The sequence below is a fragment of the Vibrio iocasae genome, from assembly GCF_042245395.1.
Lineage (GTDB): Bacteria > Pseudomonadota > Gammaproteobacteria > Enterobacterales > Vibrionaceae > Vibrio > Vibrio iocasae.
Map to the genome: position 1 here is coordinate 401588 of NZ_CP145310.1, position 24601 is coordinate 426188.

Annotated in this window: 23 protein-coding genes; 12 read left to right on the plus strand and 11 right to left on the minus strand. The window is 44.1% G+C overall.

Annotated features, from left to right (window positions below):
- Positions 1-6: 6 nt before the first annotated feature.
- Positions 7-1272, minus strand: coding sequence for a Rid family hydrolase (locus SNR28_RS01825; RefSeq protein ID WP_375749317.1), 1266 nt, complete (start codon positions 1270-1272; stop codon positions 7-9).
- A gap of 427 nt (positions 1273-1699) precedes the next feature.
- A complete protein-coding gene (locus tag SNR28_RS01830; RefSeq protein WP_375749318.1) occupies positions 1700-2386 on the minus strand; it encodes an aspartate/glutamate racemase family protein in 687 nt (228 codons plus the stop codon).
- Between the two features lie 141 nt (positions 2387-2527).
- Between SNR28_RS01830 and SNR28_RS01835 the strand changes: the two genes are divergently transcribed.
- Positions 2528-3421: a LysR substrate-binding domain-containing protein gene (locus SNR28_RS01835; protein WP_375749319.1), complete on the plus strand. Its 894-nt coding sequence runs from the start codon at positions 2528-2530 to the stop codon at positions 3419-3421.
- A 230-nt stretch (positions 3422-3651) separates the two neighbouring features.
- Positions 3652-5274, plus strand: coding sequence for a methyl-accepting chemotaxis protein (locus SNR28_RS01840; protein ID WP_375749320.1), 1623 nt, complete (start codon positions 3652-3654; stop codon positions 5272-5274).
- Positions 5275-5371: 97 nt separating this feature from the next.
- On the opposite strand, the gene SNR28_RS01845 is transcribed toward SNR28_RS01840, so the two are convergent.
- Both SNR28_RS01845 and SNR28_RS01850 read right to left on the minus strand, forming a co-directional pair.
- Positions 5372-6091 carry an SDR family oxidoreductase gene (locus SNR28_RS01845; protein ID WP_375749321.1) on the minus strand — a complete coding sequence of 240 codons (720 nt, stop codon included), beginning with the start codon at positions 6089-6091 and terminating at the stop codon, positions 5372-5374.
- A gap of 165 nt (positions 6092-6256) precedes the next feature.
- Entirely contained in the window at positions 6257-6817 is a 561-nt protein-coding gene (locus SNR28_RS01850; RefSeq protein ID WP_375749322.1) for a carboxymuconolactone decarboxylase family protein, read from the minus strand.
- Between the two features lie 236 nt (positions 6818-7053).
- Here SNR28_RS01850 and traF point away from each other — a divergent pair, with 236 nt between their 5' ends.
- Positions 7054-8181, plus strand: a complete 1128-nt coding sequence (gene traF / locus SNR28_RS01855; protein WP_375749323.1) for a conjugal transfer protein TraF — start codon at positions 7054-7056, stop codon at positions 8179-8181.
- 1 nt (position 8182) lies between these two features.
- Here traF and SNR28_RS01860 read toward each other — a convergent pair whose 3' ends face one another.
- The 3 genes from SNR28_RS01860 to SNR28_RS01870 all read right to left on the minus strand — a co-directional run bounded on the left by SNR28_RS01860 (position 8183) and on the right by SNR28_RS01870 (position 11290).
- The gene (locus SNR28_RS01860; protein ID WP_375749324.1) at positions 8183-8458 is read right to left on the minus strand and encodes a hypothetical protein; all 276 of its coding nucleotides are present in this window, start codon (positions 8456-8458) and stop codon (positions 8183-8185) included.
- Positions 8459-8557: 99 nt separating this feature from the next.
- On the minus strand, positions 8558-8950 hold the full coding sequence (locus SNR28_RS01865) for a SirB2 family protein (protein ID WP_375749325.1): 393 nt from the start codon (positions 8948-8950) through the stop codon (positions 8558-8560).
- Positions 8951-9022: 72 nt separating this feature from the next.
- On the minus strand, positions 9023-11290 hold the full coding sequence (locus SNR28_RS01870) for a nitric-oxide reductase large subunit (protein ID WP_375749326.1): 2268 nt from the start codon (positions 11288-11290) through the stop codon (positions 9023-9025).
- Between the two features lie 277 nt (positions 11291-11567).
- Here SNR28_RS01870 and glgC point away from each other — a divergent pair, with 277 nt between their 5' ends.
- Complete coding sequence (gene glgC / locus SNR28_RS01875; RefSeq protein ID WP_375749327.1) at positions 11568-12842, plus strand: glucose-1-phosphate adenylyltransferase; 1275 nt, start codon at positions 11568-11570, stop codon at positions 12840-12842.
- A 77-nt stretch (positions 12843-12919) separates the two neighbouring features.
- Here glgC and SNR28_RS01880 read toward each other — a convergent pair whose 3' ends face one another.
- The 3 genes from SNR28_RS01880 to norR form a co-directional block, all read right to left on the minus strand.
- Entirely contained in the window at positions 12920-14260 is a 1341-nt protein-coding gene (locus tag SNR28_RS01880; RefSeq protein WP_375749328.1) for an MATE family efflux transporter, read from the minus strand.
- 94 nt (positions 14261-14354) lie between these two features.
- On the minus strand, positions 14355-15194 hold the full coding sequence (locus SNR28_RS01885) for a helix-turn-helix transcriptional regulator (RefSeq protein WP_375749329.1): 840 nt from the start codon (positions 15192-15194) through the stop codon (positions 14355-14357).
- Positions 15195-15232: 38 nt separating this feature from the next.
- Positions 15233-16804 (minus strand): nitric oxide reductase transcriptional regulator NorR, encoded by a 1572-nt coding sequence (norR, locus tag SNR28_RS01890; protein WP_375749330.1) that lies wholly within the window; start codon positions 16802-16804, stop codon positions 15233-15235.
- 194 nt (positions 16805-16998) lie between these two features.
- Here norR and SNR28_RS01895 point away from each other — a divergent pair, with 194 nt between their 5' ends.
- The 5 genes from SNR28_RS01895 (at position 16999) to SNR28_RS01915 (ending at position 20007) form a co-directional block, all read left to right on the plus strand.
- The gene (locus SNR28_RS01895; protein ID WP_375749331.1) at positions 16999-17772 is read left to right on the plus strand and encodes a ferredoxin--NADP reductase; all 774 of its coding nucleotides are present in this window, start codon (positions 16999-17001) and stop codon (positions 17770-17772) included.
- Positions 17773-17789: 17 nt separating this feature from the next.
- Positions 17790-17915 (plus strand): hypothetical protein, encoded by a 126-nt coding sequence (locus SNR28_RS01900; protein WP_375749332.1) that lies wholly within the window; start codon positions 17790-17792, stop codon positions 17913-17915.
- Between the two features lie 92 nt (positions 17916-18007).
- The gene (locus SNR28_RS01905; protein ID WP_375749333.1) at positions 18008-18448 is read left to right on the plus strand and encodes a hemerythrin domain-containing protein; all 441 of its coding nucleotides are present in this window, start codon (positions 18008-18010) and stop codon (positions 18446-18448) included.
- 6 nt (positions 18449-18454) lie between these two features.
- Positions 18455-18712 (plus strand): DUF2249 domain-containing protein, encoded by a 258-nt coding sequence (locus tag SNR28_RS01910; RefSeq protein WP_375749334.1) that lies wholly within the window; start codon positions 18455-18457, stop codon positions 18710-18712.
- Positions 18712-20007, plus strand: a complete 1296-nt coding sequence (locus SNR28_RS01915; protein ID WP_375749335.1) for a hypothetical protein — start codon at positions 18712-18714, stop codon at positions 20005-20007. Before SNR28_RS01910 ends, SNR28_RS01915 begins: the two co-directional genes overlap by 1 nt.
- Positions 20008-20076: 69 nt before the next feature.
- Here SNR28_RS01915 and SNR28_RS01920 read toward each other — a convergent pair whose 3' ends face one another.
- On the minus strand, positions 20077-20964 hold the full coding sequence (locus SNR28_RS01920) for a DMT family transporter (RefSeq protein WP_375749336.1): 888 nt from the start codon (positions 20962-20964) through the stop codon (positions 20077-20079).
- Between the two features lie 189 nt (positions 20965-21153).
- Here SNR28_RS01920 and SNR28_RS01925 point away from each other — a divergent pair, with 189 nt between their 5' ends.
- The 3 genes from SNR28_RS01925 to SNR28_RS01935 all read left to right on the plus strand — a co-directional run bounded on the left by SNR28_RS01925 (position 21154) and on the right by SNR28_RS01935 (position 24596).
- A complete protein-coding gene (locus SNR28_RS01925; RefSeq protein WP_375749337.1) occupies positions 21154-21861 on the plus strand; it encodes a helix-turn-helix domain-containing protein in 708 nt (235 codons plus the stop codon).
- A 96-nt stretch (positions 21862-21957) separates the two neighbouring features.
- On the plus strand, positions 21958-22881 hold the full coding sequence (locus SNR28_RS01930) for a DMT family transporter (protein WP_375749338.1): 924 nt from the start codon (positions 21958-21960) through the stop codon (positions 22879-22881).
- A 44-nt stretch (positions 22882-22925) separates the two neighbouring features.
- Entirely contained in the window at positions 22926-24596 is a 1671-nt protein-coding gene (locus SNR28_RS01935; protein ID WP_375749339.1) for an EAL domain-containing protein, read from the plus strand.
- Positions 24597-24601: the final 5 nt, after the last annotated feature.

Below are 24601 nucleotides of genomic sequence, written 5' to 3' on the forward strand. Positions count from 1 at the left end.
ACGCAGCTACGCCTTTGGTGGTGTTCCTTCTGCGTTAGAAACTATCGCATCGATTTGAACTAATGCATCCATAGGAATGGACGAGACACCGATAACCGTACGGGTAGGTAGTTCCCCGTTGAAGAAGGTTTTATAGACTTCATTGACGGCTTCAAGGTCGGCCATATCTCTTAGCTGGATATTCACTTTTACAAGGTCATCCATTACGTGATTCACGCTCTCAACAATCGCTTTAATATTGTTCAGACACTGCTGAGCCTGTTCTTTGGCACCGACAGTCACAATGTTTCCGTTCTCAGGATCAATCGGTAGCTGAGCAGAAATATTATTGTAGTGAGAGAAAGCAACGGTCTGAGTTGAAAGCGCACTAATTGGTGCTTTATCCGTATTGTTTGGACGAATCACGATGCCGTGTCTGTCTTCCACTGCTTGTGGTGGTGTGCCGTCACCGTGAGAGACAGTCGCGTCAATCTGGACTAGTGCATTCATTGGTAGGCCTTCTGTGACCACAACAGAGCGAGCTGGCATGTAACCGACTGTTCTTGCAATCGACGAGTCAGGGAAGAATGTTGTATATGCCTCGTTAACCGAATCGACATCTTCAGGGTTTTTGACATGGATGTTGATTTTAACGATGTCATCGAAAGGTACGTCAACGCCTTCCATAATCGATTTAATGTTTTTAAGACACTGTGCCGCTTGCTCTCTTGCTCCACCAACAACGACATTGCCTGTTTTAGGATCAACAGGCAGTTGAGCGGAGATATGGTTGTAGTGAGAAAACGCGACAGTTTGTGTTGATAGCTTGCTAATTGGCGCTGCGTCGGTGTTTCTTACCAGCTTGATTAGGTCACAAGGATCTTGTGGGTGTGTACCTTCACCGTTAGAAATCACGGCATCCATTTGAACCAGAGCGCCATCTAGTGGCAAAGCGGCAACAGCAAGTGTGGTTCTTGTTGGCTGGTAATTTTGGAAGAAGCTTGCGTAAACTTCATCCACAGCGTCAAGGTCAGTGATATTTTTGAGGTAGACATTCACTCTCACCACATCGTACATACCGTGGTCGATACTCTCTACGATGGTTTTAATGTTTTCAAGGCACTGCGTAGCCTGTGCTTTAACATTTTCTGCTACAAGATTGCCCGTTATAGGGTCTATAGGTAGCTGAGCTGAAATATTGTTGTAGTGAGAAAACGCAACGCTCTGAGTAGATTCAGGGCAAATAGGAGCCAGGTCAGTATTTCTGGATAGTTTTATGATTTCGCCACTCATGTCGAAATGTTCCTTTTATTATTTTGTAGGGTAATGATTTCTAGTAGATATTCTTGATAAGAATTCTTGAGGTCGTGAGATAGTAAGTCAGGTTGGCGAAAGTAAATGTGATAGGAATCAAGGTAATATTTTTACTAAACAGTCAGGAATGAAGGATATTTAGTCACAATTCGACTAAATATCCACATACTTATATATAAAGTGAGTAAGACGGTTACTTTGGCGAGAATAATTCGAAGTTTATGAATACTCTCTCAGAGAGTAAAAAGAAAAATTTGCTTCTTTTTGTTCTGAAGTGGAAATTTGATCACACAAAATGGGAGAAAGCAGTTGGCTTAGTCCCATTTAATTTCGCAATGAGTGCATAAGTTTTCTTGGTTGCTTAAGAAATTACCTTATGCCGTCGGTTTTAACGGGTCGATATCGGCTAGTGGTAGTAATACTCAACGCACTTGTTGGCCAGTAGATCGAGTGAGTCCAGAGCTTTTTCTTTTTTATGCTCAGCGATATTGTCAAAAGCCAGTGGGATCTCCGTACATCCCAGTATCACACCGTCAGCACCTTGTTCGATAAGTTTATCGAAAACAGGTTCCATTAAGGCTTTTCCTTTCTCGATATCTCCAGCTTTCACGGCATAGATGCCTTCCATCACTTGTTCCTGCTCAGTTTCTGAAGGAACAATAGAGTCCATGCCAGCTTGCGAAATCGCGTCAGCGTAGATACCCGTCTTAACGGTTGCTGTCGTTGCGAGAATGCCAATGGTATTCATTTTCCTGTCACTGGCTTCTTGAATAACGGCATCGATAATGCTGATAAACGGTACATTCGTCTTGTTGAGTTTGTTTAGCCAATAATGAGCCGTGTTACATGGAATAACCACTTTTGTTGCACCAGAGTCTTTCAAAGACATCAGGTTATTTAGCATAGTGTTCAACGGATCTTCCCCGTTTTCCATGATGCATTTGGTTCGGTCTGGAATAATTGGGTTATTCGAAATTATCATGGGTATATGTTCTTGATCAGAACGAGCAGGACTTTTCTCCACAACACGTTTTACGAAATCAACAGTTGCCATTGGCCCCATTCCGCCTAATATACCTAACATCTTACTCATGATAACTCCTTTGTTGAGGTAAAAGTTATCAAATAAAACTTGGGTAAAGAAATGAAATAACTGGCACAGCTATGCATGAACCGCATAGCTATAGGGTCGTGAATACTTCTATACTCATTGTGGGCAGAAAAGGAAAACTACGTGACTAATATAGAAACAAAATGGTTGTTGGATTTTTTAAAGTTGGCGGAACTGCGTAACTTCTCAAAAGCGGCCATTGAGAGAAATGTCACGCAGTCTGCATTCAGTCGGCGCATTCAGGCGCTGGAAAATGCGGTTGGTTGTCAGTTATTTGATCGAGAGAAAACCCCGATTGCTCTGACCGAAAACGGAAAAGCATTCCGAACGAGTGCCAGAAGTTTAGTGACTCAACTGGAGTACGATCTGGAGCGGTTGAATGATCTGTCTGTATTGGGCAATCAAAAAGTCAGTCTGGTGGCCGGACACTCTATTGCCACGGACATCCTACCGAGAATTCCTTTGAACCTTTTTACAGAAGAACGAGAAATCATCTTAGATGTAAGGGCTTTGGATATCGATGATGCGGTAGACATGTTGCAGGAAGGCGCGTGCGACCTTGTGATGAGTTACAAAAACACTCAATTGCACTATCAGCCTTATATTTCGCACAAGCTTGGTGAGTCGAAACTCTTTTGCGTTACCGGGTTAGATGACAAAGGAAAACCCAAGTACCAACTATCAAAAGATAAAATTACCCCCTGGGTTATGCATTCGACGCGCAGTTTCATGGGACGGCTTACGCGAGAGGTGAGTAACCAGTATGCGCTGAAACCGATTTTCTCTTCGTCTATGACAGAGTTAGTAAAAGCTTTGATTATCCGTGGTGAAGGGATAGGTTGGTTGCCAGAACATTCCATTCATGACCAGCTAGCAGCAGGACAACTGGTGGTACTAGATGAACCTGACAACTCAATGATTGCAGAGATCTATGCTTACCGTTCACAAACGAAATTGCATCCGGCAGCCGAACGAGTCTGGCAAAAGCTGACGGAATATACTCAGGTCGAATGGTGATTATTTAACCAAGCGAGTATTAAGCAACTGTATTAATATCGAGACATCAGGATTGATGTCTCAGATTACTATATTCATAGCCTAGATTTTGGGTATTTCCATTTTATTTTTTAATGTATGTTCTATGTTTATATATGCATGGCTTATAAAGGTAATGTTTATAAGTAAATGCTTAAAAAGTACATAGTTTATTAATGTGCATAAAAATAAATATACGCTAGGGATACGTTATGGCTTGGTTAGGTAATCTATCAATTAAACGGAAGTTACATCTACTTGTTTTTATATCGTCCATCATTATTACAGCAATTGCCCTCTATGGTTTGATGGAGCAGAGGAGAAATGCGCTTGTTGAACGTAAGGCTAAGTTAGAGTCTCAGGTTGAGCAAACTGTTGCTTTGGTTAATTATTATCGGAACCTTCAGACAGAAGTTGAAGGTATGACCGCCAAAGAGCGTGCCCTCAAGGCTCTCAGCGCTCTTCGATACGATGAGAAGAACTACTTCTGGGTGACAACGCCGAACCTTGAAGTGTTGATGCACCCGATCAAACCCAACTTAATTGGTAAAGATGCAACTGGCTTTCAGGATGGAAATGGAAAGTTCCATTGGCAGGAAATGGCCAGAATCAGTCGTACACCAGAGCAAAAAGGCTTTCTTGATTATGCGTGGAAGTCGCCCGATGGTGAGCTTCTGGAAAAAGTTTCTTATGTCTATTATGTCAAAGAGTGGAACTGGATTATTGGCTCGGGAATTTTAGTTTCCGATATTAATCAGGCCTTTATTTCTAATGTGGTAAAAACAGCCGTTGCTATATTTATCGGCATGTTATTGCTGGCAACAGTCAGTTTTATCATTGGCAGAAATATCGTTAACCCTATTGAGTACCTGTTAAATAAAGTTCATCTGATTTCAGATGGGGATATGACCATACGCTTCAATACAAAACGTAAAGACGAAATTGGTGATATTAGCCGTGATATGAATCAGATGTTGGAAAGGCTGCAATCCGCTCTGGTACTGGCTAGTGAGTCAGCTCATCAATCGGTTGATCTTGTCAGCAGTATCGCCTCATCAAGTGAACAGACAGCGCAAAGTACTAACTCGCAACACACCCAATTGGAACTTCTGGCTACAGCAATGAACCAGATGAGTACGGCAAATGCGGAAGTATCCCGAAATGCCGGACACGCATCTACAACAACGGAATCTGTCTCTGAGCTTGCTGACCGTAGTAGTAAAGATATGGAAGTGATGGTGCGGAGTATTGAGGATGCGGATAACCAAATGGCGAAGACATCAGATTTGGTTGAAGAACTGAATGCGGGAGTGTTGGCCATAGCTGAAGTGATTGATGTCATTAAGGGGATTTCTGAACAAACCAATCTACTAGCGCTCAATGCGGCAATTGAAGCGGCACGAGCAGGAGAGTATGGAAGAGGTTTTGCTGTTGTTGCTGATGAAGTCAGAATGCTGGCAACTAATACCAATAGCTCGACAGAGCAAATTCAGGATTCAATTACAAAGTTAACGTCTAGCGCTGAGAATGCTTCAAGTGCGGTAGGCTCTAGCAGGGAAAAGGTTCGTGAATGTGTTTCTAAATCAGAACACACACGTAACGAGCTTATCTCTATGATAGAGATACTGAGTCAGGCGAATGACATGGTGACCCAAATAGCCTCATCTTCTGAGGAGCAGCATGCGGTATCCAATGAGATTAACGAAAATATCGTTCTTATCAGTCAATCGGCCCATGAAGTGAGAGAAGCTGCAACTGGGGTTGCTGGTCAAAGTCAGGCGTTGGTAGATAACGCCGATCAGCTAAATTCCAGTTTAAGATACTTTAGTGTTTGATTCCTCTATCTCTATAGAACAAAAGCCTCACATCATCGATTACATATAGTAACTAAAAAGATGTGAGGCTTTCTGCAATAAGGGCCGAACCTTTTAATTAAGGCTGTTGGCGAGTTGCAGCGATAACTACTTCGCGGATACAAACACCTTGAGGTTGCTGGTATGCATACTCAACAGCGCGAGCGATATCGTCAGCGACCAATGCACCACCCATTGAGCCTTTCCACTCTTCGTAACCATTGATGATATCATCAGAAGTCGTATGAGAAAGTAGTTCAGTCTCTACGGCACCTGGTGCGATAGTTGTTACTCGAACATTCGAGTCAGCCACTTCTTCACGTACATTTTCAGAGATAGCGTGTACAGCAAACTTAGTACCACAGTATGCCGCATGGCTTGGGAAAGTCTTGCGTCCTGCTACCGAGCTGATGTTGATGATGGTACCAGACTGACGCTCTTTCATCGGAGCAAGCACTGCGCTCATGCCGTTCATCAAACCAATCACGTTTACATCGAACATGGTTTTCCATTCAGCAGCGTCTTGTACATCCAGTGGGCTTAGCAGCATAACGCCAGCGTTGTTAACGATGCAGTCTGTTGGGCCGTAAGCTTTTTCTGCTTTTGCGATAGCCGCTTCAAATGATGCTTTGTCAGTTACGTCTACTTTTTCACAAAGAGTGTTTGGCAAATCAAGTGCTTCAAGACGGTCGATACGGCGTGCCAGAAGAAGAAGTGGGTGGCCTGCATCACTAAGACGACGAGCAATAGCTTCACCAATACCTGAACTTGCACCTGTAATCACAACTAACTTTTTCATAATAATCTCCTGTTGAGCAACGCCAATCGCTGCGATGGAGGTATATTAAGAAATTGCTTAGTGTTGATATATAGGCTTTAAGTTCAAAGACTGTTGTTGCTGTGCAACAATAACTGGTGGGGATGTAACCAGCACCTGAGTGCTGGTCTATTTTTTTTCGAAGGCTTATTCAGGGTTCTTTGGCGTTGGTATTTTACAAAACCCCTGAGCAGGTACGTCGAGTGCGGCATTGAACTTACTTGAAAGGTTTTGAAACGCAATTAACCCGGTCAGTTCTACCACGCCATCGTCATCGAAGTGCTTTTTCACCTCAGCCATAATCTCGTCAGTGACTTGCTGATCTGAGTATGTCACAGCTTCAGTATAAGCAAGCACCGCGCGTTCTTTCTCATCGAACAGGTCGCTTTCTTTCCAATTATCCAACGCCTCTACTTTATCCATAGACCCTGCACGATTTGCCAGTGTCATAGAGTTGATGTCTACGCAGAATTCACACCAGTTGATCTGAGAAACCCGGACGGTTACGAGTGAACGTAGTGAAGGTGAAAGGGGAGAACTTTTTCTGTCGAGTGCTCCATAGAGTAACGCCACGGTCGAGAACAGCTTTGGCACACGTCCCCAGACTAATCCGGGCATCAGGACTTCACCGTACCTTTGTTTTTGACTCCAGAAAAATGGTTTGAGGAACAATGGGTACTCTTTTAGCGACTTGACGGAAACTCTCATAGCTTGCCTTTTGTATTGGGTTATTGGCGGTATCTTGCCTAAAACTAATAGACTTTAAGACCGGCTGCAAATGAAAAATCATTCAGATTAACTATAACTGTTTACCAGAGCTGACCCATTTCTGACTTTCTTTCAAAAACTTAACAGGCATGCCTTGCGAACTATGATGTCTGTTCAGGAACGAATCGCTGATGGTAGGCACTATTTTCTTTCTTATCAATAGATGGATTTGAGTCGTGAACATAAGAGTTAAACAAGGCGTATGTATTTGCGCAGCATTGATACCGCCAACCAGTTCTGCATCGGATGCGCGAAGCGCTGCAATGGGAAACGCAGGTGTAGCAAGCGCAGACTATATGTCCGCTTCTCTATACAATCCTGCGTTACTATCGGCATCTTCATCGCACAATTCTATCGGCTTGATGTTTACCGGAGATAGAAGTTTTATCGGCAATGAAGAGCGTTTAACCAGCCTGGAGAACATCGATACATTTGGTGATTTATATGAAGATTCACCACAAAACATAACTTCTCAGTGGATTGAGCAGGTAAACCGGGATCTTGATTCTGTCGATGGAAAAGCTCATGGCGTGGTTAACACAAACGCTGCTGTTGTTCTTGCGATACCTAACTCTTCTTTGCCAATGAGTTTTTTTATGCAGGGGCGGATGACGAATATATATAGCTCAACGTCCGGTGAATATAAAACTGATAGTGCAGCAGACACCTATGAGAGAGTAGACAGTTCCGACAGATTTCTGAACGGAGTAATAGTGGCCGATTATGGTGTCACTTTCTCACGATCATTCGACCTGAAAGGCTCAAGCGTTTCCTTTGGTATCTCTCCAAAGTTTCAGGCTTTGGCAATCTACGAGCTCCTGAGCGATGGTAATGATGAACCCAGTGGCGATGATCTGGATTTTAGCGAGTACGGATTTAATATGGATATTGGTGCCGCGTGGAAACGAGGCCATTGGCAAGCAGGTATAGCGGTTAAAGACATAGCAAAGAAAAGGCTTGGACTGAGAGACGGTGGTTATTACGACCTGAATCCGCAAGCGACATTAGGTGGTGCCTATCTTGGAAGCAATTATGTGGTCACGGCAGATATTGACCTGAACGAGCAGAAGCACTTTTCTCATATAGAGGATGAAACCCAGTTTGTAAGATTAGGAGCTGAGTATAGCCCTTCAAACTGGCTGCATCTGCGCCTTGGTTATCAGTCCGATATGGAGCAAACCGTAGATGATATGTTTACCGTAGGCATTGGAGTGAGTCCCTGGGATAAAGTTCATCTGGATTTCACCGGGGGATTTGGAGAGGAAGCACTTGGAATGAAGATGGATGTAAAAGTGCTTATTTAGATCAAAGGATATTGTTTCTTACCAGGCCACGTCTGACATTGGTACATAACTTTCCAAAGCGTCGGATATCATCGAAGTTAGGTGATATCCCTCTATTTATCGAGTTCTCCCAATACGACAGTTCTGAATCCACCAGTTCCATCAACTTCTTCGGGCACCCAATGCAATTGTTTTCGGTCCCACATACAAAAGTATCTTCCTCGTACAAAGGTAGCTCTTGTTTTGCTTGCTCAATGATGCTGCGCATTGCAGTTATGCGATCGGGTTTAACACTCATGCTGTTGGCTTAATGAAATGCTGATCCAATGTAATGATGGCTGTCGATTATATCTGGTTAGACATAATTCGCTATTACCCTGTAGAAGTATCTTATTTGCTAGAACAGTAAAGCAGTATTCTTGCCAATAGCCAATGTCACGATAAAAACCAGCCAACCAATTGAGGCCGAAAAATAGAAGTAGCGGCTTTTGATGCTCGCCTTTTTCCTCATCGCCAGGAAGCCACAAAAAATATAAAAGAAAACCCCACATAGTTTGAATGTTAGCCATGGAGCCGCATCGGTAAATGGGGTAAAGCCGGTTACCGAGATAAGTGCAATACCACTCGATAGCAACAAGGTATCGTTGAGGTGAGGCAGGTGTTTAAACCATGTAGGTTGCAGCTTAGCTATTTCAAAACGGTAGTAGCGGAAAAAACGAAAAAGATAGAGAGAAATACTAATGAGTACAGTGAGTACATGGAACTGCTTTAACTCCAGATACATTGTCATCAACTTAACCCTTCTTAGAATGATGAAGCCCGGTTTCCTATTATTGGTTGCCGGGCTTTGATTTACTTAAAATTAAGAAGCCGTTGCTGCTTTACCGCTGGTTTTGCGAGTAGGAGAAAGCAGAAGCTTGGCAAAGAATGCCGCGAGCATCAGGCCACCGATACCAAATACGATATCACCAGGAACTCGGAGCCATACCAACATTTCAACAAGGTCACTGTGAATGACTTCTGGTGAACGTGCGTACCAGTAACCGTGTTCGATAACAGCGAAGAACTGAACGATACCGACAGGTAATAGTGACATAAAGATCATGCCTAACAAGCCCAGGTTCATAGACCAGAATGTCCACTTAAGCAGTTTGTCGTCCCAGTTTGCAGATTCGCTCACCAGACCGCGCATACACGTTAACATCAGACCAATACCCAGCATTCCGTATACACCCATAAAGGCACCATGAGCGTGAGTAGCGGTTGTGTTCAGACCCTGAATAAAGTACAGAGCGACTGGCGGGTTGATAAGGAAACCAAGGATACCTGCACCAACTAAGTTCCAAAATGCGGTTGCAACGAAGAACATGATTGCCCACTTATAGCGAACCATCCACTGCGTGCTCTTTTGCATTCTGTATGTTTCAACAGCTTCAAATCCGATAAGCGCAAGTGGAACCACTTCCAGAGCAGAGAATACAGAACCCCAGGCAATAACGGATGTTGGTGTACCAGTGAAGTACAAGTGGTGCAGTGTACCAATCAACCCACCTGTCAGGAATACAACGGTTGCGAATAATACCGCACTGTTTGCTGATTGGGCTCTAATCAGGCCAAGACGGACAAACATGAGCGCGATTACCGATGTCGCAAACGTCTCGAAGAAGCCTTCTACCCATAGGTGAACGACCCACCAACGCCAGTATTCTGCAATGGCAAGGTTAGTGTGCTTGCCCTGGAACAGACCTGCACCATAGAACAGACCGATAGCAACACAAGACGCGTATAGTACCCATACGACAGACTTCATTTCGCTGTCTTTTGATAGTGCTGGTTTGATAGCTGCAGTGACCAGTGCTAACCAAATCAGAAGGCCAACAAGCAACAGGATTTGCCAGATACGGCCAAGATCAATGTACTCCTGACCCTGATGTCCTATCCAGTAACTCAAGTTGATATCAAAGTACTGTTGCACTGCCATCCATTCACCAGCCATGGAGCCAAGGACCACAATGACAAGCGCAACCCAAAGTACGTTAACACCCAGTCGCTGGAACTTAGGTTCATGTCCTGACAGTGCAGGAGCAATGTATAAACCTGTGCCTAACCAGGCTGTCGCAATCCAGAACACCGCCAGTTGCGTGTGCCAGGTACGGGTAACAGAATATGGAAGTATTTCAGCCAGAGGGATACCGTAGAACTCTTGTCCTTCAACTGCATAGTGAGCGGTGATACCTCCAAGGAAAACCTGAAGTAAGAACAGACCCACAGCGGTAATAAAGTACTTGCTAAGAGCTTTTTGTGATGCAGTTGGTTTGATACCAAATAGCGGATCTTGCTTTGGAAGTGAAGGTAACGGATGCTCCTTCAGCGTCGCGTGATACCAGGCTAAAGCACCGACACCGGCAATCAGAACAACAACACTCAGAATTGACCAGACAATATTGTCAGATGTCGGTGTGTTACCAACGACAGGATCGAAAGGCCAGTTGTTTGTGTAAGTGTAGTTTTCTCCAGGACGCTCTGTCACGGCTGCCCATGCACCCCAAAAGAAGAATGCCGAAAGCTTATCGCGGTTTTCTTCAAGAGCGATGGTGTTTTCCTTCATCGCATAATCTTCACGAGTTGGCTGAAACTCTGGGTTGTCTCCAAACAGGTTGGTGTAGTAGCTCTGAAGTTGCTTGATCGCTTCAGAACGCATGTCTGAGATGATTAGCTCGCCTGATTCTTTGTTATATCCATTCGGTCGGATATCACTGCGTAGCAGGCTTTCAAGTTTGGCCCTATCGGCTTCAGAAAGTTGCGAAAGAGGTTGAGAAAACTGGGTTTTCGCAGCAATTTCAAGCCAAAGTTCGGATTCACGGTGAACCCAGTCGGCGGTCCAGTCAGGCGCAACATATGAGCCATGCCCCCAAATTGAACCTAATTGGTGACCACCCATAGTACGCCATACTAGCTGACCATCCTGAATGTCATTTTTAATGAAAATGACCTCACCGCTTTCAGATTTCACCACTTCTGGAATGGGTGGTGCTTGTCGATAGATTTCGCTCCCCAGGCTAAGAAGGATAGCGAAAGAGGTGATGCAGACGATCACCAGTGCTATCAGCGAGTACTTTTGTTTAACCATGCTCTGATCCTTTCATTTGTTATTTATTGCGTTGGCTCGTGCATGGCTTATTACAATTGGCGTGCCAGATTTTAAGTGATTGATATTTAAGAGTTGACTCTGGATTGTTGTCATAATGATTGTGTTGTTGATTTGTCAAAATGAGCATTGTTGTCATATTGATTGTAGGTTTGGTGCTGAAATTTTGATCAGGTCGACTAAAGTCAAATCGCATGCACCAAAATATCAACTATGTTTATGGGGTAATGGACTTAATAAATACACAGGGACACTTAAAATGCCTCATGCCTATGATCGACATATAAGTAATCTCACCAAAAATACCTACGCAGTTATTCTGGCTGGTGGTCGGGGAAGCCGGCTTCATGAACTTACCCAATGGCGGGCTAAGCCTGCTGTCTATTTCGGTGGCAAATACCGGATCATCGATTTTCCACTATCGAACTGCTTTAACTCGGGTGTCTGCCGGGTTGGAGTCGCGACACAATATAAATCGCACTCACTGATTCGTCATATTAACCGGGGATGGGGACATTTTCGGGCAGATCTGTCGGAATTCGTAGAGATACTTCCCGCATCTCAACGCCATGGTGATGACTGGTACGCCGGAACGGCAGACGCCGTCAGACAAAATCTGGATATTATCCGAAAGACAGGCGCTAAATACGTTTTGATTCTGTCCGGTGACCATGTCTATCGGATGGACTACGGTACTCTTATCGCGCAGCATGTTGCCAATAATGCGGACATGACGGTCTGTTGTGTGGAAACTTCCGTGGATGAAGCGCGTGGCGCATTTGGTGTGATGGCTGTTGACGAAAACAACCGCGTTCAGGCATTTGATGAAAAACCGGATGAACCGAAAGAGCTACCTGGTAAACCGGGGTATTGCCTTGCTTCAATGGGGAACTATGTTTTTGATATAGAGTTCCTTTTTGAGCAACTGGAGAAGGATTGTATTAATGAGGCGTCAAGTCATGACTTTGGCAATGACATCATCCCGTCTGTTATCAGCTCTCACAACATCTTCGCATTTGCTTTTACCGACCCGGACAGCAGCAAAAAGCCTTACTGGCGTGATGTGGGTACGCTGGACTCGTTTTGGGAAGCAAACATGGAGTTAGTGGAGCCAGAACCTCAGTTGGATTTATACGATAAGACCTGGCCTATGATGACCTATCAGGAGCAACTGCCTCCCGCCAAGTTTATATTCGATAATGATTTCCGTCGTGGAACCGCTCTGGATTCTACCGTTTCAAGTGGTTGTATTATTTCAGGTTCTACGATTCGTAAATCTCTACTGTATTCACGAGTACATACCCACTCTCACAGTCTGATTGAGTATTCGGTGTTGATGCGTGGATGCGATATTGGGGAGCATGCAAAGCTGCGTCGGGTTATTGTCGATGCTGAGTGCCGGATACCTGAAGGGCTGACCATTGGCTATGACAGGGAGCAAGACATAGCCAATGGTTTTCGTGTATCAGAAAAGGGTATTACCTTAGTGACAAAAGATATGCTGAATGCGCTAGCAAAGCGCAAACAGAATTAGAGAAGCGCAATCAGGGTTAGAGAAGCGCAATCAGAACTAGAGGACTAGATGGCTTAACTTAATTTAGACCTAGGTAGTTAAGCCATTTTCAACTGCATATTTTGTTGCTTGATAAAGGAAAGCAACATAACTGCGCTAATCCCTGCAGTCAGTAATTCTGCAAAAAAGATGCTAAGCCAAATGCCGTTAACAGGCATGATAATTGGTAATAACAAGATCCCCAATACGACGAATACAAAACCCCTAGCCAATGAAATGATGCTTGCCTGAGCAGGTTTCGCGATTGCCTGAAACAAATTCGCCACCACCATATTGAACCCCATAAACGGTACGGAGAAGAAGAAGTAGAGTAGGGCTATTGCCGACAGTTCGACCAGTTGCTCTGAACCTGAAAGATATACTGAAGCGATCATCTCCGAAGTCACACTAACGACCAGTAAGAAAGCGATACCGCTACCAATGGAAGCTTTAAGGCCAATGTTCAAAATTTCCCTAACTTTTTCAATGCGATTCGCACCATGGTTAAAACTGATGATTGGCTGGCAAGCCTGAGTGATACCAACGATAACAAACATAGCAAATACACCAATACCGGAAGTCAGACCATAAGCGATGATGTAATCTTCACCGAATTGGCGCAGTAGGACATAGTTGAACAGGATAATGGTCATTGCTGATGTCACTTCGATAAAAAACACAGGCATACCTATTTTCAAAATGCCTTTGCTATGACTCAGACCAACGCCATTCAGATTCAGTTCTAGGACACCTTTTTTATATACGAAATGAGTAATCAGAATAAGCGCAATTGAAATTTGAGCCAGACCAGTTGCTAAAGCCGCACCTTTCATCCCCCAACCAAACTCCATTACAAAGACGTAGTCCAGAATCAGGTTCACAATGGCACCTGCTGACATCGCATACATTGTCAGTTTAGGGTTAGTGTCGTTTCGGACGAATGAAGACATGACCCAGCACAATGAGTACAACACGTAAAACTTAAGTAACACAGACAGATATTCATGGGTCAGATCGGCCATATGCCCGCTAGCACCCATCCAGCCAATGATTTCTTCGAGCCAGATAAGGAATACGATTACGAAGAAACCGGTAATGAGGAAAGTCATTAACATGGCCTGACTAAATAAAGTCTGACCAATTTTTGTGTTTCCTTTACCAAACTCGATAGACATCAGCGCCGCCCCACCGATACCAATCATCATGGCAAGTGCAGAGAAAAACGAAAAGGCAGGAATAGCCAGAGACATGGCACCAAGTCCCTGGGGACCAACACCTTGCCCGATAAACCAGGCGTCACCCATAATAAACAGGGACTTAATCACCATCCCAGTTAGTGCAGGAAGCAGGTACTGAACAAAAGATTTTCTGACAGGATCGGTGGACAGATTAATAGACATGAACTCGCTCTAAGTAATACCAATTAACAGATTGGTTGGCATTATCGACACTTAGAGTCATCGATTAAAGGGAGATTCTGACTATAATATGGCACTATTTGAACGTCGCGTTCCTAAGGGACAGTGGCGAGTAGCCAGTATGATTCGCGTAAAAGCGTCCAAAATAGGAAGGGTCACTGAACCCTAACTCTAACGCGATGTTCTTTACTGACTTAGTCGTGAAGATCAAATCTCTATTAGCTTCAAGGATGATTCGCTCGTGAATTAACGTGGTGACGGTTTTGCCCATAGCCGCTCGGGTAAGTTCATTTATGCGCTTATTAGTGAGTGAAAGCTTATTTGAGTAGAAATCGCATCGCTTTTGAGTTTTATAATTATCTTCTATCAAAGAAAGAAGTTCAGAGACACGCGAGTCTCGCTGGTTTCTGACCACATCGTCCAGCGTTGAATAACGGGCAACGTAAAACAGAAAGCTGATGGTTAACGACTCTATCAGATCCCAGTTTGGCTTTTCTCGGTTGGTTTCTTCATGAATCAGCTGGAATTGAGCATCCAGATATGGATAAGCGTCATCAGTCGTGTCGATATAAGGTGAACGATTTGCCTGTATTGAGAAAAACTTGTCTAGTAAGGCCTGCTTGCGGTATCGCTTGTCGACAAAGTCGGTGGAAAAAATGAGCATGTTTGTCCGCCCGCAATCAGGCGCGGTTTCGTGCACCTGTCCTGGTGTCAGAGCGAAAATTCTGCCTTTCTTGTTCTCATATTTTTGAAAATCGATGACCTGAGAGCCGTGATTATCTAAACACCAGACAAACTCAAAGTAACTATGCCGATGTGGAATGGCATATTTACCTTGATCTTCTTCTCCTGTTAATACTACGGATTTACAGGGTGTTCCGATTTTTAGTTCAATCAGGTTGTGTAAGTCTTTCACACGGTATCCCTCTGGAAAGTTCTAAGCTCTGCTCGTCATTACTTTTCGGAGTCACCCTTTAGCTTCAATCGTTTCATTAACCGATGTAGATTTCCGGGATTCACTTTTAGTTGCTTTGCCGTAGCGCTCAGTTTTTTATCATTTTCCAGATAAACCTTTTGAACAAGCTGGGTTTGGAACTGATCCATCGCCTCTTTTAATCCCAGTTCTTTGAAAGAGGAAAAGTCCTGTTCTAGTTCAAGTGGGACACTTTGGTTTTGTTCCGTCAGATTGGCTGAACCATTTGTCGATAAGTTAAAGTGAGAAGGAATTAACGTCAGTTGGTCGCTCTGATTGTTGGCTCTGGCGATGACAGAGGCACGATTGATTGCATGCTCCAGCTCACGAACGTTTCCGGGCCAGGTATAACTTTGAATCGTGGCCAGCGTTCCCGGAGCAAGGCTGATACTGGTTACTCCCAACTTGTGGGCGCAACGTTCGGCGAAAAAGCCAGCTAATAGCACGGGATCTTTTTCTCGCGCTCTCAACGGAGGAACAAACAAAGGGAATACGCTGAGTCGGTGGTACAAGTCAGCGCGGAACGTTCCCTTGGTGACTTCTTCGTGCATAATTCGGTTTGTTGCTGCGATGATGCGCACATTGACTTTGATATTTCGGTCATCACCGACACGCTGTATATCACCATACTGAAGTGCTCTGAGAAGTTTTGCTTGTAAAGAAAGAGACAACTCTCCAATTTCATCCAGAAAAAGAGTCCCGTTATCAGCAAGCTCAAACTTACCTTTTCGGTTGCTGATGGCTCCGGTAAACGATCCTTTCACATGACCAAATAGCTCACTTTCAGCTACGGATTCTGGAAGAGCCGCGCAGTTAAGGTAAACCAAAGGTTCTTTGTTTCTGGAGGAGTGAGCATGAATTGCATTGGCGACAAGTTCTTTACCCACACCAGTTTCACCCATAATAAGCACTGATAAATCGGTATCGGCTACGGCGTTGATGTGATTTTTTAGTTCCTCCATTGATTGAGACTGACCAATAATCTCAGCACTCTGGCTCAGGTGAGGTGCTCGCTTGGCTGTCCCTGTTTCGATTCCGACAGCGCGTTCCAGCTTCTCCATCAGCAGGGCTGTATTCAGACTGCTTGCGGCAAGGGCGCTAATAATCCGAAGATCATCGTTTTCGAACTCATCAAAACCCGTTGGATCGAATGCATCTATGGTAACCGCTCCGATTAGGCGGTCTTCCTGCATCAATGGCAGACCGATGCATGAATGAACTTTTAGTTCGTCATCGTGGTTTGGAATGAGCCCGTCATAAGGGTCTGGAAGGTCACTGTCGGAAGGAAACCGAACAATATCGCCGGCTCTGGCGATGGCTTCAAGCCTGGGGTGTTGTTCGACAGAGAAGCGTCTACCCATCACATCTTTACTCAACCCATCAATGGCTAAAGGTACAAATTGCTGATCTCTAAAAAGAAGCAGAGCCGTAGCATCACAGTTTAGAGTGGTTCGAATGGTAAGAAGTAACCTGTCAAATCTGTCCTGAGCAGAAATACCAGAAGTGATGTCCTGAGCGACTTGTACCCATTCACGTCCAACCTGAGCAACCATAATTTCACCATGCATTATTTTGTATAACTGACAATAAATTTATCCTATTAAGAAAGTAAAGTCATTGTCATTTTAACAACAAAATTAGTGTGGATAATATAGGCTATTGATAATTAACAATAAAGAGAACGGGCATGATTCGTGCTCTTATAAGTTTGCTGTATAAAGCACTCAGATTAAGACAGGAGGTGCTGATGGTGAATAGCTTATTAGGTTTTGTCTCTGCTGAAGTCGTTGAGCGTACTGACTGGTCAGGCGAACTATTCTCTCTGGTTATCAAAGTTGAAGGTGTGAATTTCCAAGCCGGACAGTTTACTAAACTAGCGCTCTATGACGAAACAGGAGAGTTTGTTCGTCGGGCGTACTCAATCGTCAATCATCCACGCCAGTACGAAGAGTACGGACTGCTAGAGTTTCTTATTGTCACCAGTGAAGATGGACGCTTATCCCCATTGTTGCACCAACTTAAGGCAGGTGAGCAAGTATACGTGGGAAAAGAAGCCGCGGGATTTATGACGCTAAGTGAAATACCGCTGTATGCACGGGACCTGTGGATGCTTTCAACCGGGACGGCAATAGGACCTTTTTTGTCGATGTTAGAGGACACGAAAGTCGGGTCACGATTCAATCATTTGGTGCTTTGTCACGGAGTCAGATATCAAAAAGATCTTGTCTATCAGGAACGTATTCAAACACTCAGCCAACGTTACCCAGGAAAACTGATTTATGTACCAATTGTATCTCGAGAACAGGATCCCGGAAGTCTATCTGGAAGAATCCCGTTGCTGCTTAAAACCGGAATGCTCGAACAAACAGCCTGCACCACCCTCAATCCGAATGAGAGTTTTCTCTACCTCTGTGGAAATCCTGAGATGGTTAAGGACACGGCGGATACCTTAAAAAACATGGGGTATCAAAAGCACCTTAGGCGAAAACAAGGGCACTTCTCATCTGAAAATTATTGGTAATTACAAGGGTAAAAAATATGAGCTATCTATTCTCTACAACAAAGATTGTGATTGGTGCAGTTGGACTGTACTACGGTGCGGCATTAATCGCCTATCTTCCGGATCTTTTGTACCGACTTTTATTCGAAATAAGCATGATGTGACGGAAAACATCAATATACGACTTTAAAGGTATATATTTTACCGTATGTTGTTATTACTATTAATAATTATAATGTAATTAAGCGAGAGACCTATGTCTTCAATCCAAGGGTTTATGACCCAACATCATAAAACGTGCGATGAACTGCTCATTGACGCAGAAGGGAAACTGGCTGCTGGAAACTGGGATGATTTTGCAGCTTCCTGGACAGAGTTCGAACAGGAGACTTTGCACCATTTTCAGTTAGAGGAAGAGATTCTGTTTCCTGAGTTCGAGGCTCAAACTGGTATGACTGGCGGACCGACGATGGTTATGCGTCAGGAACATGCTCAGGCTCGTGCGTTAATGGAACAGATGAATGTGGCGGTGAACGACAAGAACACCGACAAAGCCATGGGCATTGTTGAGAGTCTGATGATTCTTATTCAACAGCACAATATGAAAGAAGAGCAGATTCTGTATCCGATGTCGGACAATCACCTTCATAACAATGAAGAAGTGGTTGCCAAGATGCAAAGCAAAGAAAGAGGTTAGCTTTAAATGGTTACCGTCATCGAACTCGATGTCAGTACATTAGAGCCCCCTCAACCCATGCGAGAAATATGCGAGAAGTTAGAGCAACTTGAGCTGGGTAAAGTATTGCATGTTACGCATCGACGTAAACCCGTTCCGCTATTTGAGATGCTCGAGTCAAAGTACAAATATTTTCATCAGGAACTCCAGGCTGATGATCATCATATGTGGTTTTGGCTTAGCGCAGATAAAGATGCAGAACAATTCGTACGGGATATAAAATAATGAGAATGACAGGGCTTAATTTTGAGTCCATCCCTAGTATTGATTCACCTTTTCGGTTTTATCTTACCGCACCGTTGTTCGCTATTTTGGCTTCCTTGCTGCTGATTGAACAGGGATCTAACCTCTGGCTGACTCGCTGGATGCCATCTACTCTGGCTATTACTCATCTTGTTGCACTTGGTGTGATGGGCATGGTTATGATTGGCTCCCTATTTCAGGTGATGCCGGTGCTGTGTGGCGCACCTATCCCGATAACCGGTACCCGATTGACAATTTTGCATCTGACCTTTGCGTCTGGTGCGCTTTTTCTTTGTGCAGCGTTCATTGGGCTGGTGAGTTTTGACTATGGTTTTATTCTGCTAGGGTTAAGTCTTGGTTACTTTTTGTTTTCATTACTCAAAGTACTCATTGTTCAGGCGAGTGGAGAGCAGACCCGGTTACCCATTCTTCTGGCGATTACCGCCCTTGGTATCGTTATGTTTGCCGGCTTGATGCTGCTATCGGGCTACCTGTGGGGCTGGCAGGTAACCACAGGAAAGAGTCTGACTAACCTGCATGCAGGTACTGCGTTATTTGGCTGGATAATGTTGCTGGTAATGGCGGTGAGTTTTCAGGTCATTCCTATGTTCCATGTTACGCCGGTTTTTCCGCGATACTGTCAAGTTGGACTTGTGGTAGCCACGCTTGTCGGGCTTTGGTTAATTATCGCAGATACTCTGGCAGGTACGGAGTTTAAGCATGTGGGCAGTCTCAATGCCTTTGTTGCAATCTTGTATGCACTGCTTGGTCTAAACCGTATTAGTCAACGAAAACGTAAATTGCCGGATGTGGTGATTTCCTACTGGCAGGTTGCATTTACCTGTTTAGTTATCGGCTGTGCCTTGTTGATTGCGCTGCCTTTCTTGTCTGGAGAATGGCGCTCGAAAGCAGAAATCCTGATGGCACTGGTCATTGGATGTGGATTTATTCTGGGTATTATTCAGGGCATGATACTGAAGATAGTCCCATTCCTAATAAGTCTTCATCTTCAGTCGGTTGCGATGAAGAACCCGGCTTCCATGATGCTGCTACCAGACCACTACAGTTTAGTCAGCAGAACTCAGGGTAAAGTACAGTTTTGGTTGTATATTCTGGTTTTAGCTTCCGTTGTCGTATCGTTTGTTGAGCCAGAGCTGACACGAGTTTTGGGTGCTGTGTTCATGTTCAACTGGTTGTGCGTTGGATACAACATCGTGAAAGCGTCAGGCAGCTATCTGAAAGTGCGTGATGAAATGCTGAATTATACAACCAGCTAAAAATGAGATGAGTTGTCTTAAGAACAGATTGAAGGGCTTTCTGACTTTGGTTAGAAAGCCCTTTGCACATTAGTTAGCAGGAGCGGTTTCTCTGTTCGCTGGCTTCATTCCTTGTGCAATGCTTGCCACTATAATGATGCTACAGCCTAGCATCTGTAATGGCGTGAGAGATTCCTGAAATACCAGCCACCCCAGCATCACCGCGGCGATGGGCTCAACATAGGATATAGTACTGAAAGTGGCTGCAGGCATTCGTTTTATCGTATAAACGGCTAGTACGATGCCCAGAAAACCGGGAAACATACCGGTAAGTAGCATCCATCCCCATTGAGAAACAGTAAGAGATAGTTCGGTGTTGATCAGCATAGGAGCAACACACAGGGCTCCAACCAAAAACTGCCAACTGCATTTCGTAAATTCTTGATAATCGGAAGGGATCATTCTGTTAATCAGAATAAAGCCTGCATAACACGCCATTCCACCTAGTGCGAACAAGAAGCCAAGCCAGGAAGTTTGCTCTGTGGCAGAACCCTCAGGTTGGTACATGACAAGCGTAAATCCAAACAAAACCACTGCGATGGAAGATATCGAGTAAAAACTGAGCCTCTCTTTAAGCAAGAAGTGGGCAACAATACTGGCAACCGCTGGAGCCATATAGAGCGTCATGACGGCGATAAGCATGGTTGTATAACTTAATGATGCAATGAACAGCGTCATAAAGCCCGCCAGCATGACACCATTGAGCAATATCAATGGATGAGGCTTTTTGCGCAGCTGATGAGTTTGTCCGGTTACCAGCATCAACACTAGCAACAGGCCTCCACCTATAAACAACCTGAAAAATGTTACAGTCGCTGCATCCAGTTCCGAGAGGCGGGCAAGAATACCAATGGTACCCATGCTAACGGCAGCAATAGAAGCGAGAAGTACCATTTTAGGTGTTGTTGAGTTAGACATGGCGATGATTCGATAACTGGCGTTGAGAAAGTAAAATACGAAACGCCATGTTACACCAACAGAGACATTGATGTATCTAATTAATATCCAGTTATAAAACTATATGGGATATCTTTGGAAGGAGACTTTTTCAGCCAGTAAGTGCTATTGTGTCTCTACGACTCACCGAGGAAACAACTTAGATTTACTATGATCAACACACTTTCAATCCGTTCATACAATCGTCAGAGAAAAGGGCATGTTCATGATTATCATCAGCTTGTCTTACCTCTGCGAGGCGTGATCAACATTAGTGTTGAGTCATTCATAGGCAAAGTGGCTCCAGCGGAATGTGTCGTTGTGAAATCGGGCGAAATGCACCACTTTGATGCTCAGGCAGAAGCAAAGTTTGTGGTAGCGGATTTGGATAAGTTGCCGGATGACATTTTGCAATCTGACACGATTGTTTTTTCTATTAATCAACCGCTACTTCAGTATTTAAGTTTCGTGGAAGCACAGCTTAAGTTTCAGATAAACCCTCAAGTTGAACAGTTGATGTTTGATACCTTCTATACTCTCTTATCTGAGCAAAAGTTGTTCAGGAAAACGGATGCAAGAGTAAGGGCAGCACTGGAACATATAGAAAGTCATTTGTCGCAAGAGCTTTCAATTTCACAACTCGCAAGCGTTGCATGCCTTAGTCCTACCCAGTTTAAGAAGATATTTAAAGAACAAATTGGTGAAACGGTGACGAGCTACATCATCAGACTACGAATGGAGAAAGCCCAGGCCTTGCTACTTCATACCGACTACCCAGTTCAGATTGTTGCTGAATCGGTGGGGTATGCCGACCTTTCCGCCTTTAGTCGTCGTTTCTCACTACAGTTTGGTATTTCTCCGTCAAAGTATTCCCGGTAATGCGTCCACACAGCGGGAAATACCGTCCGATCTGCAAAAAAATATTGATTCCACACGCGTAAGATCTCTTGCACCTAAAAAGTGAAAGAGATACTTATGCAAAGAGATAATAGTTCGTTTTCTGGTGTATTTGCGGTGATAGTCGCCAGTATTATTTGGGGGACGACGGGCACAGCTGCAAGTTTTTCTCCAGATGTCAGCCCATTGGCGACGGGTGCTTTTGCCATGGGGGTGGCTGGCATTCTTCTAGTTCTTCGGTCATTGAGAAGCCTTCGAAGAAATGCTGTGTTATTACGAAAAAATAGGGTGTTACTTGTTGTAGGTGCACTGTCGGTTGCTGTCTATCCGTTAGCATTTTACAGTTCCATGAGATTGTCTGGTGTCGCTATCGGTACCGTTATTTCCATTGCGACCGCACCCTTGTTTACGGTTATTTTGGAGCGGCTTATCAGCAAAAAAGCGATAAGTGCCCAATGGTTTTTGAGTTTTCTGTTTGGCAGTGCAGGAGTAATATTGCTCACTTTAGGTAAGCAAGGTGGTGAGACTTCAGGTTTAGCTTCTGGCAGTCAACATTGGGGAATTTTGTTGGGTTTAGTTGCTGCGCTTGCTTACGCGGTCTACTCGTGGACCGCTCGAAAGCTGATTTTGAAAGGCATAAGCTCAGACAGTGCGTTGGCAGGACAGTTTGGCCTGGCTTCGCTAATTTTATTGCCATCATTGCATTTTACTGGAAGTAACTTGCTCACGGGACAAATAAATATTGCTGTCGCTGTTTATATGGCGATTGTACCCATGTTTGTCGGTTACATGCTGTTTGGATTTGGTTTAAAGCATATTGAAGCTAGCAAGGCGACGTTGATAACACTGTTAGAACCCGCAGTTGCAACATTATTAGCTATCTGGGTGGTGGGTGAAACGTTTAGCATAGTAGGGTTGACGGGGATGCTGGCTATCGCTGTATGTATTGCGTTACAGATGATTAAGATCCCACAATTAGCGAGAGTTCCTAATTCTTACTGATAATGTTATTCTCTCGTTAATTTACCGTATGTATAGCTAAATACATGGCTGACGCACTTCAACGAAGATATATAAGCATGTTCAACTCCGCAGTCGAAGGGCTGTGGATCATGACGCCTGATGGAAAGGTTTCTTTCTATAATCACTCGTTTTATGAACAGTTCGATCTTGAGCTGAATAATGCAAACCTTGAAGACTGGACAAGATTGATCCATCCCGATGATCAGAAGCAATTTGATGAGCGGGTAGATGACCATCTAAACGAAGATGAAAAGAATCAGGAAAGAGTATATAGCCAGTATCGGGTGCTAAAAAAAGACGGCAGTTACTGCTGGATTGAAGGCGTTGGTGTCATGCAGGAAGATGCGGAAGGTGAGTTTATGGTGGGGAACCACCGTGATATCACCGAGCAAAAAAAGCTGGAGTATTCGATTCGAAGGCTGGCTTTTTTTGATAAAGAGTCCGGTTTGCCTAACGGTGATCAATTAAAAATCGATTTAGGTAACAGGCATTCAAACGTCACGCTTATACAGATTCATCTTGAAGGTATTCGTTCATTTATTAATCAGTACGGTAGCGGTAGTGTTCAGCAGATAGTCGATCAAATTGTACTGTGTTCAGAGGTGTTTGCTGCTTATCCGAGTAAGTTCTATCGCACCGACGTTGATAACTTTTCTGTGCTGGTTACAAGCGCGGTTGCTGAACAACACCTGGCTGAACTCTGTCAGGAGTTTATTTCGTTGTTTCATCGGGCATCGAATGAAAATGGCATTCTATATGCTGGTGGAATCTACATAGGTGCATTCCCTTGTCATGATAAAGATATGACTCCAGGGTCGATTATCGCTTGGGCTTATCAGACTTGTGAGTACGCGTTACGCCATGAAGCCGCACATTGGGCCGTATGCAATAGCGAAATAAAGATCAAAGTTGAGCGCTATTTTTATATCGAAAGAAACTTAAAAACCGCCATCGAAAACGATGATATTTCTATTCGGCTTCAACCTATTGTTTGCTCTCGCTCGAAGAGTATCGCCAGTTTCGAAGCCCTTGCTCGTTGGGAAAACAGCGAGATAGGGGAGATCTATCCAGATGAGTTTGTGCCAGCAGCGGAACGTAAAAACCTGATTAGTGCGCTAGGTGAAAAAGTCTTTACTCAGGCGGCTTCTTTTATTGCCTACTACAACAAGATTTGGAATGGCGATATTAAAGTGAACGTGAACATATCGGTTCTTCAGTTGTTGGTGAGTGGTTTTCCGGAAAATCTTCTTCGTATCGCTCAGGAAGAGGGTACGTCACCTCGAAATATTGTTTTAGAGCTTACGGAGTCTGTACTTCTGGAAGGGCAGTATCAGGCGATGTCTCAGCTTAGAGAGCTGGAAAGAATTGGTTTCGAGCTGGCTATGGACGATTTTGGTTCAGGGCATAGTTCCGTAACTGGCTTTTTTAAACTCCCTTTCAATAGCCTGAAAATCGATAGAGAGCTGGTTAACGAGTCGATGAAGGAAAAAGAGCCGTTCGCCTATCTTGAGTTCCTTACCATGCTTTGTGCTATGAAAGGCCGAAGAGTAACGGTTGAAGGCATTGAAACAGCGGAAATGATCAATAAGTTTTCCAATATGGATGTTTCCCATTATCAAGGATATTACTACTCAAGGCCGATGAAGCTGGAAGAAGCGCTTTCGATTACTCCAATATCAGTTCTGCCGTACTAACCCCC

Excerpts from the sequence above, each read along its gene's own strand:
- SNR28_RS01825 (WP_375749317.1), bottom strand. The coding sequence starts at position 1,272 with ATGAGTGGCGAAATCATAAAACTATCCAGAAATACTGACCTGGCTCCT.
- SNR28_RS01830 (WP_375749318.1), bottom strand. The coding sequence starts at position 2,386 with ATGAGTAAGATGTTAGGTATATTAGGCGGAATGGGGCCAATGGCAACT.
- SNR28_RS01840 (WP_375749320.1), top strand. The coding sequence starts at position 3,652 with ATGGCTTGGTTAGGTAATCTATCAATTAAACGGAAGTTACATCTACTT.
- SNR28_RS01845 (WP_375749321.1), bottom strand. The coding sequence starts at position 6,091 with ATGAAAAAGTTAGTTGTGATTACAGGTGCAAGTTCAGGTATTGGTGAA.
- SNR28_RS01850 (WP_375749322.1), bottom strand. The coding sequence starts at position 6,817 with ATGAGAGTTTCCGTCAAGTCGCTAAAAGAGTACCCATTGTTCCTCAAA.
- SNR28_RS01860 (WP_375749324.1), bottom strand. The coding sequence starts at position 8,458 with ATGAGTGTTAAACCCGATCGCATAACTGCAATGCGCAGCATCATTGAG.
- SNR28_RS01865 (WP_375749325.1), bottom strand. The coding sequence starts at position 8,950 with ATGACAATGTATCTGGAGTTAAAGCAGTTCCATGTACTCACTGTACTC.
- SNR28_RS01870 (WP_375749326.1), bottom strand. The coding sequence starts at position 11,290 with ATGGTTAAACAAAAGTACTCGCTGATAGCACTGGTGATCGTCTGCATC.
- glgC (WP_375749327.1), top strand. The coding sequence starts at position 11,568 with ATGCCTCATGCCTATGATCGACATATAAGTAATCTCACCAAAAATACC.
- SNR28_RS01880 (WP_375749328.1), bottom strand. The coding sequence starts at position 14,260 with ATGTCTATTAATCTGTCCACCGATCCTGTCAGAAAATCTTTTGTTCAG.
- norR (WP_375749330.1), bottom strand. The coding sequence starts at position 16,804 with ATGGTTGCTCAGGTTGGACGTGAATGGGTACAAGTCGCTCAGGACATC.
- SNR28_RS01895 (WP_375749331.1), top strand. The coding sequence starts at position 16,999 with ATGGTGAATAGCTTATTAGGTTTTGTCTCTGCTGAAGTCGTTGAGCGT.
- SNR28_RS01900 (WP_375749332.1), top strand. The coding sequence starts at position 17,790 with ATGAGCTATCTATTCTCTACAACAAAGATTGTGATTGGTGCAGTTGGA.
- SNR28_RS01905 (WP_375749333.1), top strand. The coding sequence starts at position 18,008 with ATGTCTTCAATCCAAGGGTTTATGACCCAACATCATAAAACGTGCGAT.
- SNR28_RS01910 (WP_375749334.1), top strand. The coding sequence starts at position 18,455 with ATGGTTACCGTCATCGAACTCGATGTCAGTACATTAGAGCCCCCTCAA.
- SNR28_RS01915 (WP_375749335.1), top strand. The coding sequence starts at position 18,712 with ATGAGAATGACAGGGCTTAATTTTGAGTCCATCCCTAGTATTGATTCA.
- SNR28_RS01920 (WP_375749336.1), bottom strand. The coding sequence starts at position 20,964 with ATGTCTAACTCAACAACACCTAAAATGGTACTTCTCGCTTCTATTGCT.
- SNR28_RS01925 (WP_375749337.1), top strand. The coding sequence starts at position 21,154 with ATGATCAACACACTTTCAATCCGTTCATACAATCGTCAGAGAAAAGGG.
- SNR28_RS01930 (WP_375749338.1), top strand. The coding sequence starts at position 21,958 with ATGCAAAGAGATAATAGTTCGTTTTCTGGTGTATTTGCGGTGATAGTC.
- SNR28_RS01935 (WP_375749339.1), top strand. The coding sequence starts at position 22,926 with ATGGCTGACGCACTTCAACGAAGATATATAAGCATGTTCAACTCCGCA.